Raw genomic sequence first — 18,183 nt, forward strand, 5'->3', positions numbered from 1 at the left:
CAATGAAACTTAATTACTCTGTAGATAGAGCTCCTAAACGTTCTGATGAGCCAATCTGGTGGGGCCTATTTGGCGCTGGCGGCACTTGGTTTGCGATGATCACACCAATCACTATCTTAGTGCTTGGCGTACTAGCACCACTGGGCGTGATTAACGCAGAAGCACTTAGCTACGAGCGTGTATCTGAGTTCGCAACTAGCATCATTGGTGCGCTGTTTATCATTGGCACACTTGCACTACCAATGTGGCATGCAATGCACCGCGTCCATCATGGTATGCACGACCTTAAGTTCCATACTGGTGTTGTTGGCAAAGTAGCGTGTTACGCGTTTGCAGGCTTAATTTCTGCATTAGCTGTTATTTTCATCTTCATGATTTAAGCTACCGCTTGATATAAAAATCCCTCGCCATGGCGAGGGATTTTTTTATTTGAGCAAACGCTGTTGTTTCGCCATTTGATGCGCAAACTTTGGCGCCGCCCACAATGAAGGCAAAATAATGAATGAGGCGGGAACGGCAGTGATGACGATGAAAGATTGCAGAGCAGAAATGCCGCCCTCTCCCATTGAGATTAACACAATCGCAATTGCCCCCATCACGATGCCCCAGAAGGTACGAATCAGCGCGTTTGGTTGGCTATCACCTGTCATCACCATACTAATGGTGTAAGTCATCGAGTCACCTGTCGTGACGATAAAGGTGGTGGTCAAAATCAAAAACAGTACCGCCAGTAACGTCGAGAACGGCAGCTGTTGGGTAATCGCTAATAATACGCCCGGCAGATTAAAGCCTTCAAAACCTGCCTTGATACTGCCTGGATTAGCCAGTTCAAATGCTAAGCCACTACCACCAACAATACTAAACCAGAAACAGGTAATAAGCGGAGCCACGATGCTGATAGCTAAGATAAGTTGGCGAATGGTTCTTCCTCGCGAAATTCGAGCGATAAAGATTGCCATCATCGGGGCATAGCCGATAAACCACCCCCAGAAGAATACCGTCCACCAGCTAAGCCAGTTGGTATCACCACGATATAAAGCCATCGGCACAAAATTATCGATCATTTGGCCCATACCTTGGATGTAACCATCGACAATGAAGCTTGTTGGGCCGGCGATCAAAATAAACACCACCAACACCAGCGATAGAATGATGTTATAGCGGCTAATAAGTTGCATACCTTTGCTCAGACCACTTAGTGCCGACAAGGTATAAGCAGCCATCGCCATTAGCACAACCAGTGTCTGGGTCATCAACCCATCCGGAATGCCAAATAGCGCATTAACCGCATAGCTAATTTGCAAACCGAGAAACCCGATCGGCCCAATCGTACCCGCAGCCACAGCGATAATACTTAGCGCATCGACGGTATTACCAAACCAGCCATGCAGTGCACGTTCACCAAATAGCGGATAAAGCAAAGTACGAGGCTTAAGAGGTAAACCTTTCTCGTAGTGAAGATACATCAATACAATTGACGACAATGAGCCTAAGATCGCCCAAGCTAGAAATCCCCAATGCATAAACGATTGAGAAAGTGCATTGATGGCCATGTCGCGAGCTTCAGCTTGACCATAAAATGGCGGCGGCGAGACAAAGTGTGCGATAGGCTCTGCCGCAGCCCAAAATACACCACCACCAGCGAGCAAAGTACATAGCAAGATTGAAAGCCATTTGAATGTGCCCACTTCCGGTTGCTCTAAGCCACCTAAGCGCACATAACCGGTCTGGCCTACTGTTAAGAACAGGCCAATCACGAAGTTAGTAAGAATTAACAGCTGCCAATAGCCACCGAAAAGTTGTGTTGCGTAACCAAAGCCAAGATTGACGAGATTCGTCAATAGCTGGGTATCAAACAGTGCCAGCAGCACAAAGATGGTTAGGAAGCTTCCGCTGATCCACAGTACTGGGTTAGACAGCTCTAGCTGAGAGCGTATGTTTACTTTGTTAGGTAGATGAAGTGAAGTGGTCGAGTTATCGACATCAGAAATGCAGGGGTCACCTGCCGCCAAACTGGCTCTAGACATTAGAGTCTCGCTTTTGCTGGCCCGATATTTCGGGTTAGGCGTGTTTCCCTCTCATTACAAAATAATGTGAGGACGATCATAAAAGCGCGCCATCATACAGAGAAAAAAGCTAATTGCACACCACATTCTCGATGTTTTTATATACAGATAGCTCTGATGCAAAACAAAACACCATTCACCAAATATGCAGAAGAACAAAATAAAAATTTAAAAAAACAGTACCTTATATCACAACAACAAAAAAGCCCGCTCAATTGAGCGGGCTAGTAAATTACATTGAGTACTAAAGAATAAAGCGGCTTAAATCTTCATCTTCAATTGTATCACCAAGTTTCGCTCTCACGTACTCAGCATCAATTGTCAGTTTAGAACCAGCTTTATCCGTCGCTTCGAATGAGATCTCATCCATTAAGCGCTCCATAACGGTATGCAGACGACGAGCACCGATATTTTCAGTGGTTTCGTTTACCGTCCATGCAGCTTCCGCGATCTGAGTGATGCCTTCTTCAGTAAACTCGATATCTACTTCTTCCGTCTTCATTAGCGCAACGTACTGCTCAGTCAGAGAGGCTTTCGGCTCAGTCAGAATGCGTTTGAAGTCATTGCTTGATAAAGCTTCTAGCTCAACACGAATGGGTAGACGACCTTGCAGTTCAGGGATCAAGTCAGATGGTTTTGCCACTTGGAATGCACCTGATGCTACAAATAGAATGTGGTCCGTTTTTACCATGCCGTGCTTCGTTGACACTGTGCTACCTTCAATCAGAGGCAGCAAGTCACGCTGAACACCTTCACGTGATACGTCAGGGCCTGAGCTTTCACCGCGCTTACAAATCTTGTCAATCTCGTCAATAAATACGATGCCGTTGTTTTCAACGTTGAAAATCGCCTGCTCTTTGAGCTCTTCTTGGTTAACTAGCTTAGCGGCTTCTTCTTCAGTTAACCCTTTAAACGCATCTTTGATTTTTAGCTTACGCTTTTTCTTCGTGTCGCCTGCTAGGTTTTGGAACATACCTTGTAGCTGGTTAGTCATCTCTTCCATGCCTGGAGGAGCCATGATTTCCACACCCATTTGCGGCGCAGCAACATCGATTTCAATCTCTTTGTCGTCTAGCTTGCCTTCTCGTAGCTTCTTGCGGAAAACCTGACGCGTGTTTGATGAGCTTTCATCTTGCTGTTCATTCTGACCCCAAGCATCGCGTGCTGGCGGCAATAGAGCATCAAGAATGCGCTCTTCTGCTTGCTCTTCCGCGCGGAATTTCACTTTTTCCATCGCTTGCTGGTGCGTCATCTTAATCGCGACATCTGTCAAGTCACGGATGATGGTTTCTACTTCCTTACCAACGTAACCTACCTCGGTAAATTTAGTCGCTTCAACCTTAATAAAAGGTGCATTCGCAAGCTTAGCTAAACGACGAGCAATTTCAGTTTTACCCACACCCGTAGGGCCAATCATTAGGATGTTCTTTGGCGTTACTTCAACGCGCAAGCTCTCTTCAAGCTGCATACGGCGCCAGCGGTTACGTAGCGCGATCGCGACAGAACGCTTTGCATTTTCTTGGCCGATGATATGGCGGTTAAGCTCATGAACAATTTCGCGAGGAGTCATTTCAGACATAATCAATTTCCTTAAATTCTGTTAGCACTATCTTTGCTTTTAGGCCGTTACTTACTCTGCTTGAGTAGCCGGGATTTCTAGTTCTTCGATAGTGTGGTGATGGTTGGTGAATACACAGATATCACCTGCAATAGTCAGTGATTTCTCAGCAATTTCACGCGCATCTAATTCTGTATTTTCAAGTAGAGCAGTCGCTGCCGCTTGAGCGAAGTTTCCACCTGAACCGATCGCAATAAGATCATTTTCAGGCTGAACCACGTCACCGTTACCGGTAATGATCAAAGATGCGGTTTCATCAGCAACAGCCAGTAGTGCTTCCAGTTTGCGCAGAGCACGGTCACTGCGCCAATCTTTCGCCAGCTCCACCGCCGCTTTGGTTAGGTGGCCTTGGTGCATTTGTAGCTTGCTTTCAAACTTCTCAAACAGAGTGAAGGCATCAGCTGTACCACCAGCAAAACCCGCTAGAACTTTGTTGTTGTAGAGGCGACGCACTTTGCGCGCATTGCCCTTCATTACTGTGTTACCCAAAGATACTTGTCCATCACCAGCGATGACGACTTTGTTATTACGACGTACAGATACAATGGTAGTCACGAGTAGGGCCTCATAGTTATTTTAATCTCAATATTAAAAACTATATGAGGTTAGAAATAAGGGAATTCAAGGGGAAATGGGATACGGCACGATCAAAAAAGCGAGCTACATAGCTCGCTTTTCTCTAATTACTGCGTCTCTTTCCAAATTGCACAAGGCTCTATTTTCGCACGTTGTAATTTGTGCTGATCTCGTACAGCATCACGCTTGAACTTATATGGGCCAAGAACCACCCGATACCAGCTGCTACCTTCTTTTTTCCGAACCTGGCTCTTGAGCCCTTGGAAGGCAATATCCAGTTTACGTGCTTCAGCTTGCTGGGCATTTTTGTACGCGCCACACTGCATGATATATGGAATATCCGACACAACTTGCTCTTTCGCCTTCACTTTAACTTCACGGCTCGGCAAGCTATCAACGTAATCCCACTTCTCTTCAGGAGGCGGCGGCAATTTCGCTTGTGGCTTTGGTTTCGGCTTAGGTTTGACCGGTTGTGCTACTGGAGCCGGTGGCTCAGGATCCGTACTGAGAAGATATAAACCATAGCCAAAAACACTCACAAGGAGTAGAGCAAGCAAACCACTACGCCAAGGCTTACGGCGAGGAGCACTCTTCTTTTTTGTTGGCTTGCGGCTATTACCACCACGGCCTCTTTTTACGTAATCTCTATTTGCCACGACTAAACATCAATAAAGTTGGTTACTACTTGCCGATATGTTAATCCAGATTGTCTCTGGATGACAGTGTAGATATGGAAGCGGCGCATCAAAAATGCGCCACTTTAAAACATCGAAGATTACAGAACTCTCGGTGGAGCTGCACTCTCTCTGACCACTAACTTAGTCTCAAGTAGACGCGAACCCGCACGTACATCATGACCACGCAGTAGCTCAAGCATCATCAACATGGCTTGGCGACCAATCTCATAACGCGGTTGTGAGATCGTTGTCAACGGTGGATCACAGTATTGAGCAAAGTGAATATCATCGAAGCCAACAATAGAAAGATCTTGAGGCACGCGTAAACCAAGTTTCTTCGCTTCTTGGATTGCACCAATCGCCATCGCATCGTTATGACAGAATACCGCAGTTGGAGGCTCAGGCAGCGCAAGCAATTGACGAATCGCTTTTGCCCCAGCTTCAAAGGTAAAGTCACCATAAGTGCAGTAACTGGTCGTCATAGTGATACCAGCGCGGCGCAGCGCTTGCTGATAACCTTGGTGACGGAACTGACACAACGTTGCTGATTCAGGGCCCGAGATCTGCGCCACACGCTTGTGCCCCATCTGGGTTAGGTAGTTAACCGCTTCAAATGCAGATGTGAGGTTATCAATGTGTACCGTTGGCAGTTCTAGCTCGGGTGCAAACTCACAAGCCATCACCATAGGCGGCAGGTTCTTCTGCTCGGGCTTACTAACATCAAAAGGAAGGTCAGTGCCTAGCAGTAGCATGCCATCAGCTTGCTTAGTAAAGACTAAGTTCACAAATGAGCTTTCTCGTTTCTTTTGTTGCCCACTATCACCCAGTAGAACAATGTAGCCATGTTCCATCGCGGCGTCTTCGATACCACGAATAATCTCGGTATAGTATGGGTCACAGATATCTGGAATGATTGCGATAATTGTTTTGGACTCATTGCGGCGTAAGTTACGCGCCAGTGAGTTTGGTGAATAACCAGCTTCTAAAACAGCGTCTTCGACTCTTTTCCGTGTTGCTGAAGATACCTTTTCTGGATTCATTAGCGCACGTGAAACTGTCGCTGTTGAAACTCCCGCAAGCTGGGCAACATCCTTCATTGTCGCCATATTTTCTTAACCCTCTTCATTTCCTAAATTAGCAGCCTAGTAGCCACCTAAACCTAGTGAATTGCATCTAATCGTCCAATAAACGACTTGACGTGACGTAGGCTAAAACACCTATCTTCTGTATTTCATCACAACGCAAACGTTTCACTCGCCAACTGTCGTTGAAAATAAACTATTTGCACATGACCTAGTGTATTCATTTCAAAGAGTAAAGTTACGGGAGATTTAACAAAATAGGCAGTCAGTGAGAGATCTCAATCACAAATAAATGAAAAAAATCTGCATATACATTTATTAAAAGCCAAAAGAGAGCTGTTTGGTGCAACTCTCACTTTGGCTCTCACTGACTTAATCAACTTAGATCTTGTGGCTCAATATCAAGGGTCCAACGCACTTTTTTTGCATGTGGCAGCATTTGAATCACAGGCTTAGCGCTTGCAAGTAACTTTTGCATCGTTGGACGACTTTGAGTCTGGAGTAGGAGCTGCCAGCGGTACTTACCTGCCCTTTTCGCTAGCGGTGCAGGTGTTGGGCCCAACACCTGACAAAAGTCATCAAACAACGGATGAGCTTCCAAGGTATGGCGAACTTGACGCAAAAACTCTTCTACCATTTCTGACTGGTTGGCTTCCGCTCGAAACAGAGTCAAGAAACTGTACGGTGGTAGTTGCGCTAATTTTCTTTCTTGCAAGGCCGTGTCGGCAAAATGGCGATAGCTCTTAGTCAATAAAGCCTGCAATAAACTGTGTTCTGGATGGTGCGTTTGTAATACCACTTCACCCGGCTTACTCGCACGCCCCGCTCGACCTGCAACCTGAATAAATAATTGGGCTAAACGTTCAGAGGCGCGAAAATCACTACTGTAGAGCGAACCATCAACATCAAGAAGTGCCACTAGGGTAACGTCTGGAAAGTGGTGACCTTTAGCCAGCATCTGAGTACCAATTAGAATCTGATATTCCCCATTTCGGATCGCACCGAGCGCACTCTCTAAACTGCCTTTGCGTCGAGTACTGTCGCGATCAATACGAATGGTTCTATATTCAGGGAACAGCTCTGCCAACTGGGTTTCGAGTTGCTCCGTACCTACGCCTACCGTCACTAGATGCGTCGAACCACAACCTTGGCACTGGTGAATGATCGGCTGTTGAGAGCCACAGTGATGGCAGCGAATTTCATTGCTGTATTGGTGATAGGTGTAATAGGCATCGCAGCGTTTACACTCTGCAATCCAACCACACTCATGGCACATCAAAGCAGGTGAGAAACCACGTCGATTGAGAAACAGCATCACTTGATTGCCCGCTTTAAGGTGCTTACGCATTTCGGCAATCAAAGGGGCTGATAGACCACTTTCAAGGTAAAGGCCTTTCACATCGAGGACTTTATTGGTGGTCGGTGTCGCATTACCAGCACGAGATGAAAGCACCAAATGATGGTACTTACCGGCTAAGGCATTATGTAGCGTTTCTAACGCCGGTGTTGCTGAACCTAATACAATTGGAATCTGCTCTTTATTAGCCCGCATCACCGCTACATCGCGCGCATGGTAACGTAAGCTGTCTTGCTGCTTATACGAGGCGTCATGTTCTTCATCGACAATAATGATGCCGAGGTTAGCAAAAGGAGTCAGCAACGCAGAGCGGGTACCAATCACGATACCGCTGGCATTATCACGGGCACTAAGCCAAGCATTAAGACGTTCGGTATCATTCAGCCCCGAGTGGATCACCTCGACGGGAACCTCAAAACGTTTTCTAAAACGGTTAATCGTTTGTGGGGTTAGGCCTATTTCAGGCACGAGAACTAAGGCTTGCTGACCTTTTTCCAAAACGGGTTTAATCAGGTTTAAGTAGACCTCGGTTTTACCCGATCCCGTCACCCCTTCTAACAGGTAACAGCCAAACCCTTCACCACTATTTACTGTGGCAATTGCAATGGCTTGTTCCGAGTTGAGTTTAGGCTTGTCAACATGGGCTTCAACGTTCTGACGCCAATCCCGAATAACTGGTTTAGTTTCAAGCGACTCAATCCAACCTTTTTCACTGAGTGATTTCAGTACCGAAGAGGAGACTTCCTCATCAATAAAGCGTTGATGTGGTAGCGCGCCTGCTTCAAGCATGTGCATCACCTTAGCTTGCTTAATCGCTCGACCAAAGCCTTGCATTAACTGATCGCGCCCTGCTGAGGTCAGTTGCCACTCCACCAGCGTAGCAAAGTCAGCAGGCTTGCCTTTACGCAGTGCACTTGGCATCGCATTGAGTAAAGTGTCTCCCAATGGGTACTGATAAAACTGACTACACCATAGCAACAACGAATAAAGCTTTTCAGGCCATACTGGTTGGCTATCGAGAACTTGCTTAATCGGCTTGAGCTTATCAAGACTAAACTCAGACTCATTGGCAAACGCGGTCACCACGCCCACTAACGTCTGACGACCAAAAGGCACCGACACTCGCCCACCTATTACGGGAAATAGGTGGCTTGGAATCTGGTAATCAAACTGTTTATCGAGTGGCACTGGTAACGCTACTCGGGCTATCAAAGGTCGCATTGTTTGGCAAAAAAGCTCGCTGGAAGGAATCGATAATTAGTCTAAGGGAAAAGCCTTGCAGTGGAAAGAGAGGCGCAAAAGTCTGCCAAAAACAATAGCGGCTAAAAAAGTAGCAAGTTTGTTTCCAAATCGGTTGATCCTAACGCACGTATTCATTACTATATCGCGCCTTAGGATATGGCTCGCTTTATGGCAGCGGTATCCAAGATAATTTTTTATTAACTACGTGTGGTGTCCGGCTCAGATTCGGATAGCGACACGGCCTATTTAGAGGTTCTCCCATGAAAACTGGTATCCACCCAGAATACAAAGCAATCAAAGCTACTTGTTCTTGCGGTAACTCTTTCGAGTTCAACTCAACTCTAGCTAAAGATTCTATCCACCTAGACGTATGTGACAAATGTCACCCATTCTACACTGGTAAGCAACGTATCGTAGATACAGGCGGCCGTGTTGATCGCTTCAACAAGCGTTTCGGTGCTCTTTCAAGCAAGAAGTAATTTCTTCGACTTGATTGGAAAAAAGGACGCTCAGGCGTCCTTTTTTGTTATCTGCTACCGACCAAATTGCTATTTTTCAGAGTAATCTATTGCTAAATTTTAGATTCGCTAGCCATATCTCTATTCATCTGGTCTTATCTCCAGTTATTTACCGCATTTTATTGCTTTAGCTCGCATTATGACCTTTGCAGCTTGACTTAGTTACTCTAAAATGGATTTCCCCATTATTTATAATTAATAACGAGTACCTACACCCATGTCAGACGACAATCTCCAAGAATTATCCCCAGAAGAACAATTCCGCCAACAAGCACTGGACTACCATGCTTACCCTACACCAGGAAAAATCGCTGTCGCATTAACGACTCCAGCTGAAACAGCTAAGGATCTCGCACTAGCATACAGCCCTGGCGTGGCAGAACCTGTACGTGAAATCGCGCAAAACGCCGATAACGTTTACAAGTACACTTCGAAAGGAAATATGGTTGCAGTTATCTCAAACGGCACTGCCATTCTTGGTCTAGGTAACTTAGGTCCTCTAGCATCAAAACCAGTAATGGAAGGTAAATCACTTCTATTCAAACGTTTTGCAGGTTTAGACTCAATTGATATTGAAGTAAAACACCGCACTATCGAAGAGTTTGTTGATACTGTGGCAAACATCGCTGACACCTTTGGTGGTATTAACCTAGAAGACATCAAAGCACCTGATTGTTTTGAAATTGAAAAGCAGCTTATCGAGCGTTGTGATGTACCTGTATTCCACGATGACCAACACGGTACGGCGATTGTAACGGCTGCCGGTATGCTTAATGCGATTGAGTTACAAGGCAAAAAATTAGAAGAAGCAACAATTGTGTGTCTGGGTGCTGGCGCTGCTGCTGTTGCATGTATGGAGCTACTGATCAAATGTGGCGCAATGCGCGAAAAAATCTACATGCTTGACCGTAAGGGTGTCATTCACACTCGTCGTGACGACCTGAACGAATATAAACAACTGTTCGCTAACAACACAGATAAGCGCACGCTAGAAGACGTGATTGAAGGGGCAGATCTGTTCTTGGGTGTATCGGGTCCTAACCTACTGTCACCAGAAGCGCTTAAGCTAATGGCTGACAAGCCTGTTGTATTCGCATGTTCGAACCCAGATCCAGAGATCAAGCCAGAACTCGCTCACGAAGTGCGTGACGATCTAATCATGGGTACGGGTCGCAGCGATTACCCGAACCAAGTTAACAACGTACTTTGTTTCCCATTCATCTTCCGTGGCGCTCTTGACGTACGCGCAAGTGAAATTAACGATGAAATGAAACTGGCAGCGGTGGATGCAATTCGTCAACTAGCTAAAGAAGAAGTGCCAACAGAAGTACTGGCAGCAGCAGGTGTTGACGCGCTTTCGTTCGGCCCTGGTTACATTATTCCAAAACCAATGGACTCGCGTTTACTGCCTCGCGTAGCGAAAGCGGTAGCTCAAGCAGCGGTTGATTCAGGTGTTGCTCGTATCGAGATGCCAGAAAACTACATGGCAAGCTAATCCGCTTTAATCATGGACAATAAAAAACCGCTCTCCAATGGAGAGCGGTTTTTTTGTATCTATTCAGTATTGGCTCACAGCGAAAAACTAAGGTGCTTGTGGTTTTTATTATTCTTCGTCAAACGCTTCGAATTCAATACCCATCTCTGTCATCAGTTTTTTCACTTCAGCAGGAATATCGTCTGGGCGATCTTTACGTAAATCTTCATCCGTCGGCAATGGTTGGCCTGTGTAAGCATGAAGAAATGCTTCACACAATAGCTCGCTATTGGTTGCGTGGCGGAGGTTATTAATCTGACGACGCGTACGCTCATCAGTCAATACCTTCAATACTTTCAATGGAATAGAAACGGTAATCTTCTTTACTTGTTCGCTTTTCTTTCCATGTTCAGCATATGGGCTTATGTATTCGCCATTCCAATCTGCCATTGCGCACCTTTTGTAAATATTTATGTTTGAAATTAGAAAACGCAATTTTAGCGGGATTTATGGCCATAAGCAAAGACATATAGACGTCTAGAAGTGTTGACGGCCACAAAAATGACAAGTAAAGTGGACAGATATCGATTGGAATAACATATATCTAACAACCAACAGGTATAGCGTATTCCCTACTAGAAGTCACTAAAGTTCGAAAGGAAACACTTATGAGCACCCGCAAACCAGCCACAATCGCGGTACGTACTGGTATCGAGTCTGACACTCAGCATCACGCAGTGGTTCCACCAATCTACCTATCGACCAACTATGGCTTCCCGGCATTTGGCGAAGTACCAAAATACGACTATACCCGCTCAGGCAACCCAAACCGTGGTTTACTTGAAACCGCTCTGTTCGAGTTAGAGTCTGGTAAAGGCGCTGTCGTCACCAACTGTGGCACCTCAGCACTTAACCTTTGGGTATCCGCTTTCTTAGGCCCAGATGACCTTATCGTGGCACCGCATGACTGTTACGGCGGTACTTACCGTCTATTTAACACCCGTGCCAATAAAGGTGATTTCAAAGTCAAGTTTGTTGATCAATCCGATCAGCAAGCCTTCGCCGCCGCTATCGCGAAAAAGCCTAAATTAATTCTGTTAGAGACTCCTTCTAACCCACTCGTACGAGTGGTTGATATTGCGAAGGTGTGTGAACAAGCCAAACAAGTCGGTGCTTTGGTTGCTGTCGACAACACCTTTTTGACACCTGTGTTCCAAAAGCCTTTAGAGCTTGGCGCTGACTTTGTTATCCACTCAACAACGAAATACATCAACGGCCACTCTGATGTGATTGGTGGCGTGGTAATCACTAAAACTGAAGAGCATGCTGAAGAGCTAGCTTGGTGGGGCAACTGCATCGGCGCAACGGGCACACCGTTTGATAGCTACATGACGCTACGTGGTATTCGCACTTTAGGCGCGCGTATGAAAGTGCACGAGGAAAGCTCAAGTAAGATCTTAAGCTATCTACAAACTCAAGAGTTAGTTGGTAGCATCTATCACCCAAGCCTACCGGAACACCCTGGTCACGAGATTGCTAAAAAGCAGCAGTCAGGCTTTGGTTCTATGCTCAGTTTTGAGTTCGCCGGTAGCTTTGAACAATTGAAATACTTTGTTGGTGAACTGGCTTTGTTCTCACTCGCCGAGTCACTTGGTGGTGTAGAAAGCCTAATTTGCCACCCTGCCTCTATGACTCACCGTGCAATGGGTGAAGAAGCACTTGCCGAAGCAGGAGTATCTCAACAACTGCTTCGCTTATCAGTCGGTTTAGAAGATGCAGATGACTTAATTGAAGACCTTCAACAGGCATTTGCTAAAGCTAAGGAGGCATTCTAATGTCTATCGAGCGTCAGCTACATAAATTTGGTGGCAGCAGCTTAGCAGACCCTGAGTGCTACCGCCGCGTAGTGGGAATACTTAAAGAATACTCAAAGCCTGATGACCTAATTGTGGTCTCCGCGGCCGGTAAAACAACTAACCGCCTCATCGCCTTTTTAGAAGCGTTGAGTAAAGATGGCCGCCTTGCCCATGAAGAGCTTCAAAGCCTACGTCAATTTCAGATTGAACTGGTCGAAGCGCTGCTAAGTGGTGAAGAGCGCGAGCAACTTCTAGCACCCCTACGTGATGAATTTAGCACCCTTGGTGAACTCACCTATCCGCTCACAGAAGCTGAAAAAGCAGCAGTTCTTGGTCACGGTGAAATGTGGTCATCACGCTTACTGTCTGCTTTGCTAAATCAAAACCAATTACCTGCTGTAGCTCAAGATGCGCGCGCATTTCTTCGCGCAGAAGCAGGCACTCAGCCGGAGGTTGAATTTGGTACGTCTTATCCATTGATTAAAGAAGTCTTAGCACAACATTCCCACCATCGTATCGTCATTACTGGCTTTATGGCTCAAGATAGCCAAGGCCATACTGTATTGCTTGGCCGTAATGGTTCCGATTACTCAGCGACAGTAATCGGTGCATTAGCCGAAGCAAGCCGAGTGACAATTTGGAGCGATGTAGCCGGTGTTTACAGCGCAGATCCTCGCTTAGTCTCTGATGCCTGTCTATTACCTTTATTACGTTTAGATGAAGCCAGTGAGTTGGCACGTCTAGCAGCTCCGGTTTTACACAGCCGTACATTGCAGCCTGTCGCGCAAAGCACTATGGATCTGCACCTACGTTGCAGCTACCAGCCAGAGTCTGGCTCAACCCGTATTGAACGTGTACTGGCATCAGGCCGCGGAGCCAAAATTATTTCGTCACTTGATGAAGTACTTCTAATTGAACTTAACTTTGCTTCTGGTCACGACTTCCAACGTGTCGAAAATGAGGTACTAACTAGCCTTAAACGTGCCCAGCTAGAGCCGCTCACTTACGAGTCACAGCCTGATCAGCAATGTCTGCGTTTAGCCTACACCGCAGAGATCGCTGGCGGAGCACTAGAGTACTTGCAAGATGCTGCTATTGAAGCCGAAATTAAGCTTAAAGAAGGCTACTCAATGGTGGCTGCAGTTGGTGCAGGTGTAACAACCAATGCCAATCATTGCTACGGTTTCTACCAGCAGCTAAAGAACGCACCAATTGAATTCATCTCTGAATCATTGTCTCGCTTAAGCTTAGTCGCGGTAATACGTACTACAGACACCAATCCCCTGGTTAAATCAATTCATAGCCAACTATTCCAAGCGCAAAAGCGTGTTGCGATCGCGCTGTGTGGCAAAGGCAATATCGGTTCAAGTTGGATTGAGCTGTTTACTGAGCAGAAAAATGAACTAGACAAGCGCCACGGCATGAATTTCGAACTTGTCGCGGTTGTCGATAGTCAGACCTATTGGCTCGATTCAAACGGTATTGATGCAAGTAAAGTGGCAGCGCATTTTGATGAAGAGTCAGTCAGCCACGAAGGTAACAACTGGATTGAACAACTAGGTGCTCTACAAGGTTACGATGACGTCGTTGTACTTGATGTAACTGCAAGCCAAACTCTAGCGAGTCGCTATCTTGAAATTGCCGAGCAAGGCATGCACTTAATCTCGGCCAATAAAGTCGCAGGCTCAGCATCAAGTGAGTACTACCACCAAGTACAAGATGCATTTGCGAAAATTAATCGTCACTGGTTATACAATGCGACTGTTGGTGCAGGTCTACCAATTAACCATACCGTGCGTGACCTGCGCGAAAGTGGTGATGACATTACTGCACTTTCAGGCATCTTCTCAGGAACACTTTCATGGCTATTCCAGCAGTATGATGGCACGATTCCATTTGCAGAACTTGTCGACTTAGCTTGGCAACAAGGCCTTACTGAACCAGATCCACGCAGTGACCTCGATGGTTCTGACGTAATGCGCAAGCTGGTCATCCTCGCTCGTGAATCTGGGCTTTCGTTAGAGCCAGAATCAGTCAAAGTTGAAAGCCTAGTTCCAGCAGAGCTTGCCGACATCTCTTTAGATGAGTTCTTCGATAAAAGCCAACGACTAAGCGAGCTACTCGCAGAGCGCCTAGAAAAAGCTCAGCGCGACGATAAGGTCTTAAGGTATGTCGCACGCTTAGAAAAAAATGGAACGGCTACTGTAGGTGTAGAAGCACTAAATAAAGAGCATGCGTTAGCCAACCTCTTACCATGTGACAACATCTTCGCGATTGAAAGTAAATGGTACAAAGATAACCCACTGGTTATCCGTGGTCCTGGTGCAGGTAGAGAAGTGACTGCGGGCGCCATTCAATCAGATCTCAATCTTCTTTCTAGCTTACTTTAAGCAAAATAGGCGCAGTCATCACTGCGCCTAATACTCTTACTCAATCATCATCAATCGATTTAAACTCAACTTAAACTCCCTTCATAATTAACTTGAGAAAAATTCATAATCGTACGGTTGACATTAAATCGTATTCAATACATTCTGTAGACATATAGACGTCTAAACGTCGATTCAAGTTTTTGAGTTTTGGCACTGATGGCCACATGGAGAGTAAGATGGGATACACACACGCTAGTCATATTGACGCTTTAAATCAGAATATTGCTGAGCTGTCTGACAATATCAATGTGTCATTTGAGTTTTTTCCGCCAAGCAGTGAAAAAATGGAAGAGACTCTGTGGAATTCAGTGCACCGCTTAAAAACTCTCAAACCTAAATTTGTTTCTGTTACTTACGGTGCCAACTCAGGTGAGCGCGACAGAACTCATTCAATCATCAAAGAAATCAAAGATCAAACTGGTCTCGTAGCAGCACCGCACCTAACCTGTATTGATGCTTCACGCGATGAACTTATCCAGATTGCCGATGATTACTGGTCAAATGGTATCCAAAGCATTGTTGCTCTGCGTGGTGATATTCCGCCGGGTGGCGGCGCTCCTGAAATGTATGCATCCGATCTAGTGACGCTACTAAAAGAACGTCATAACTTTGATATTTCCGTTGCCGCTTTCCCAGAAGTACACCCAGAAGCGAAGAGTGCTCAAGCCGACCTGTTAAACCTAAAGCGTAAAGTAGACGCTGGTGCTAACCGTGCTATCACTCAGTTCTTCTTCGATGTTGAAAGCTACTTACGCTTCCGTGACCGTAGTGTTGCTGCTGGTATCGATGTTGAAATCGTACCGGGTATCCTTCCTGTATCGAACTTTAAGCAAGCGTCACGTTTTGCTGCAATGAATAATGTAAAAGTACCTGGCTGGATGGCGCAACAGTTTGAAGGGCTAGATGACGATCCAACAACACGTCAGCTAGTTGGTGCTAGCCAAGCAATCGATATGGTACGCATCCTTAGCCGTGAAGGAGTGAAGGACTTCCACTTCTACACTCTTAACCGTGCCGAGATGACGTACGCACTATGCCATACTCTTGGTGTCCGTCCGCAAGGCTAACCCTAGCTTAGAAAACCCCGCTCAAAATAAAAAGGCCGAACACGATGTTCGGCCTTTTTGATCTGTTCGAGTAAAGTATGATTTACTCTACTTCATCCATTTTACCTAGCAGGTTACGGATGCGCTCTTGCCACGCTGAGTGCTCTTGTTGCATCTGCTGAGCTTTCTGCTCAAGCTCTTCACGGTTTGCACGTAGCTCGTTCGCTTCAGTTGCTAGCTTTTCTTTTTCTTCTTTAAGCTCTTCAACTTCCATCTGTAGAAGAGCAATAGTATCTACTGCAGTTTGGATTTTAGTTTCTAGTTGTTCTAGTACTTCAAAAGACATCTTAGCCTACCTATATTTATTCGGATAAGGGTTTTGGTCACTAATGTACCAAAACCTATTTTGTTCCATTCTACTCAGCCGAGAGCTGATAAACACTCCCTATATTTGATATTTTGCACCATTCGGTCAAAAAAACAGCGTAAATTGACAGTCACCTTACATCCAGGGAGCTGGTTAATCTCAATGACCAATTTAACCCACTAGATTGATGCAGTTCAATGGTCGTTCAATTAAAAAAGCAAACGTTTCCTTCTTGATATGCTAAAATTCTGCCGTTTTTATTTTTCTCTTTCCTTGAATTTTGGAGTCATCATGAAACGCGATTTAGCAATGGCATTTTCTCGAGTTACCGAAGGGGCAGCATTAGCTGGTTACAAATGGCTTGGTCGAGGCGACAAAAATGCAGCTGATGGTGCAGCAGTGGAAGTTATGCGTACCTTACTCAATAAAACAGAGATCAGTGGAGAGATCGTGATTGGTGAAGGCGAGATCGATGATGCTCCAATGCTCTACATCGGTGAACAAGTTGGTATTGGTGGTGATGAAGTCGACATTGCAGTAGACCCAATTGAAGGAACACGTATGACCGCAATGGGTCAATCGAATGCTCTTGCTGTACTGGCTGCAGGTGAGAAAGGTAGCTTCCTTAAAGCGCCAGATATGTACATGGAAAAGTTGGTTGTAGGTCCGGGTGCAAAAGGCTGTATTGACCTAAATAAACCACTAAAAGAAAACTTAGAGAACATTGCTAAGGCGCTAAATAAGACTCTAGACACCTTGGTTGTTATTACCCTAGCTAAGCCCCGTCACGATGAAGTTATTGCACAGATGCAAGCAATGGGTATTAGAGTTTTTGCGGTGCCTGACGGCGACGTTGCAGCGTCAATCCTGACTTGTATGCCTGACAGCGAAGTGGATGCGATGTACTGTATCGGTGGCGCTCCTGAAGGCGTAGTCTCGGCCGCTGTAATTCGAGCACTAGATGGTGATATGCATGGCCAACTGCTTCCACGTCATGAAGTGAAAGGCAACAGCGAAGAAAACCGTATCTACGGTGTAGCTGAGTTAAAACGTTGTGAAGAGATGGGCGTAAAAGCCAATGTTGTTCTGACAATGGAAGATATGGCTCGCAGTGATAACGTTGTTTTCTCCGCAACAGGTATCACAAAAGGTGACCTGCTTGAAGGCATCACTCGCCAAGGTAATATTGCAACTACAGAAACACTGCTAATTCGCGGTGGCTGCCGTACGATTCGTCGAGTTAAGTCAATTCACTACTTAGAGCGTAAAGATCCTGAAGTTAGAGATATTATTCTTTAACGGGGCAGCAAACTTAAACAGAAGGCCAGCATTCGCTGGCCTTTTTATTTCTGAGAAACGAGAAAGTATTAGAGGCTTGTACTTAGTGTCGACCCAACTTAGTTTCGATGAGTTCGCAGGTGCGCTCACTAGAGAAGCGTCAACAGTAGGGAGAACACTTGGAGTAAGTCGGAAAAACAGAGGAGATTCCCTACTCACTCCTTCGTCGCTCTATGGAATAACAGTAAGTGTCTAAAAGTTCGAAGAGCTCCAAATTCCTATTTCTAGAAAGCGCTCGGTCTGCTTCCGTAGCCCATAAACGCAAAAAGCCCGTTGCGTCAGCAACGAGCTTATAAAACGACGAAAGCCTAGTCGCAAGACTAGGCTTTCTAAATAAGTGGCTGACGGCCGGGGTTGCGGGCAACTGGGACTCGTTGGTCGCAGACCAAAATAATCCCGCAGATACAAAAAGACCCCAGCATTTCTGCTGAGGTCTGGAATAAGTGGCGGAGCGGACGGGACTCGAACCCGCGACCCCCGGCGTGACAGGCCGGTATTCTAACCAACTGAACTACCGCTCCGCACTGGTTAGAC

At 45.9% G+C, this 18,183-nt stretch carries 15 protein-coding genes and 1 tRNA gene; 7 read left to right on the forward strand and 9 right to left on the reverse strand.

Annotated features, from left to right (window positions below):
• Positions 1-2 precede the first annotated feature (2 nt).
• Complete coding sequence (gene frdD, locus ACU01J_RS18735; protein ID WP_481087067.1) at positions 3-380, forward strand: fumarate reductase subunit FrdD; 378 nt, start codon at positions 3-5, stop codon at positions 378-380.
• A 45-nt stretch (positions 381-425) separates the two neighbouring features.
• On the opposite strand, the gene ACU01J_RS18740 is transcribed toward frdD, so the two are convergent.
• The 6 genes from ACU01J_RS18740 to priA all read right to left on the reverse strand — a co-directional run bounded on the left by ACU01J_RS18740 (position 426) and on the right by priA (position 8,597).
• A complete protein-coding gene (locus tag ACU01J_RS18740) occupies positions 426-2,027 on the reverse strand; it encodes a BCCT family transporter (protein ID WP_481087068.1) in 1,602 nt (533 codons plus the stop codon).
• A 283-nt stretch (positions 2,028-2,310) separates the two neighbouring features.
• Positions 2,311-3,645 carry an HslU--HslV peptidase ATPase subunit gene (gene hslU / locus ACU01J_RS18745; RefSeq protein WP_481087069.1) on the reverse strand — a complete coding sequence of 445 codons (1,335 nt, stop codon included), beginning with the start codon at positions 3,643-3,645 and terminating at the stop codon, positions 2,311-2,313.
• Between the two features lie 51 nt (positions 3,646-3,696).
• Positions 3,697-4,239 (reverse strand): ATP-dependent protease subunit HslV, encoded by a 543-nt coding sequence (gene hslV / locus ACU01J_RS18750; RefSeq protein ID WP_481087070.1) that lies wholly within the window; start codon positions 4,237-4,239, stop codon positions 3,697-3,699.
• Positions 4,240-4,367: 128 nt separating this feature from the next.
• Positions 4,368-4,916: an SPOR domain-containing protein gene (locus ACU01J_RS18755; protein WP_481087071.1), complete on the reverse strand. Its 549-nt coding sequence runs from the start codon at positions 4,914-4,916 to the stop codon at positions 4,368-4,370.
• Positions 4,917-5,035: 119 nt separating this feature from the next.
• Positions 5,036-6,043 carry a DNA-binding transcriptional regulator CytR gene (gene cytR / locus ACU01J_RS18760; protein ID WP_053441444.1) on the reverse strand — a complete coding sequence of 336 codons (1,008 nt, stop codon included), beginning with the start codon at positions 6,041-6,043 and terminating at the stop codon, positions 5,036-5,038.
• Between the two features lie 352 nt (positions 6,044-6,395).
• On the reverse strand, positions 6,396-8,597 hold the full coding sequence (gene priA / locus ACU01J_RS18765; protein WP_481087072.1) for a primosomal protein N': 2,202 nt from the start codon (positions 8,595-8,597) through the stop codon (positions 6,396-6,398).
• A gap of 281 nt (positions 8,598-8,878) precedes the next feature.
• Between priA and rpmE the strand changes: the two genes are divergently transcribed.
• Both rpmE and ACU01J_RS18775 read left to right on the forward strand, forming a co-directional pair.
• Positions 8,879-9,097 carry a 50S ribosomal protein L31 gene (rpmE, locus tag ACU01J_RS18770; protein ID WP_053410189.1) on the forward strand — a complete coding sequence of 73 codons (219 nt, stop codon included), beginning with the start codon at positions 8,879-8,881 and terminating at the stop codon, positions 9,095-9,097.
• Between the two features lie 256 nt (positions 9,098-9,353).
• Positions 9,354-10,631 carry a malic enzyme-like NAD(P)-binding protein gene (locus ACU01J_RS18775; protein ID WP_481087073.1) on the forward strand — a complete coding sequence of 426 codons (1,278 nt, stop codon included), beginning with the start codon at positions 9,354-9,356 and terminating at the stop codon, positions 10,629-10,631.
• Positions 10,632-10,739: 108 nt separating this feature from the next.
• On the opposite strand, the gene metJ is transcribed toward ACU01J_RS18775, so the two are convergent.
• Entirely contained in the window at positions 10,740-11,060 is a 321-nt protein-coding gene (gene metJ / locus ACU01J_RS18780) for a met regulon transcriptional regulator MetJ (protein ID WP_004415993.1), read from the reverse strand.
• Positions 11,061-11,278: 218 nt separating this feature from the next.
• Between metJ and ACU01J_RS18785 the strand changes: the two genes are divergently transcribed.
• From ACU01J_RS18785 to metF, 3 genes are all read left to right on the forward strand, one after another.
• A complete protein-coding gene (locus ACU01J_RS18785; RefSeq protein ID WP_481087074.1) occupies positions 11,279-12,445 on the forward strand; it encodes an O-succinylhomoserine (thiol)-lyase in 1,167 nt (388 codons plus the stop codon).
• On the forward strand, positions 12,445-14,856 hold the full coding sequence (locus ACU01J_RS18790; protein ID WP_481087075.1) for a bifunctional aspartate kinase/homoserine dehydrogenase II: 2,412 nt from the start codon (positions 12,445-12,447) through the stop codon (positions 14,854-14,856). The genes ACU01J_RS18785 and ACU01J_RS18790 overlap by 1 nt, the downstream gene beginning before the upstream one ends.
• A gap of 218 nt (positions 14,857-15,074) precedes the next feature.
• Positions 15,075-15,965: a methylenetetrahydrofolate reductase gene (gene metF, locus ACU01J_RS18795; RefSeq protein ID WP_481087076.1), complete on the forward strand. Its 891-nt coding sequence runs from the start codon at positions 15,075-15,077 to the stop codon at positions 15,963-15,965.
• 82 nt (positions 15,966-16,047) lie between these two features.
• Here the strand turns inward: metF and zapB are convergent, their stop codons facing one another.
• Positions 16,048-16,290 carry a cell division protein ZapB gene (gene zapB / locus ACU01J_RS18800; protein WP_053441449.1) on the reverse strand — a complete coding sequence of 81 codons (243 nt, stop codon included), beginning with the start codon at positions 16,288-16,290 and terminating at the stop codon, positions 16,048-16,050.
• A 312-nt stretch (positions 16,291-16,602) separates the two neighbouring features.
• Between zapB and glpX the strand changes: the two genes are divergently transcribed.
• Complete coding sequence (gene glpX, locus ACU01J_RS18805; RefSeq protein ID WP_481087077.1) at positions 16,603-17,610, forward strand: class II fructose-bisphosphatase; 1,008 nt, start codon at positions 16,603-16,605, stop codon at positions 17,608-17,610.
• A 483-nt stretch (positions 17,611-18,093) separates the two neighbouring features.
• On the opposite strand, the gene ACU01J_RS18810 is transcribed toward glpX, so the two are convergent.
• A tRNA-Asp gene (locus ACU01J_RS18810) sits at positions 18,094-18,170 on the reverse strand.
• Positions 18,171-18,183 lie beyond the last annotated feature (13 nt).

This window comes from Vibrio sp. 2433-A1 (genome assembly GCF_056726085.1).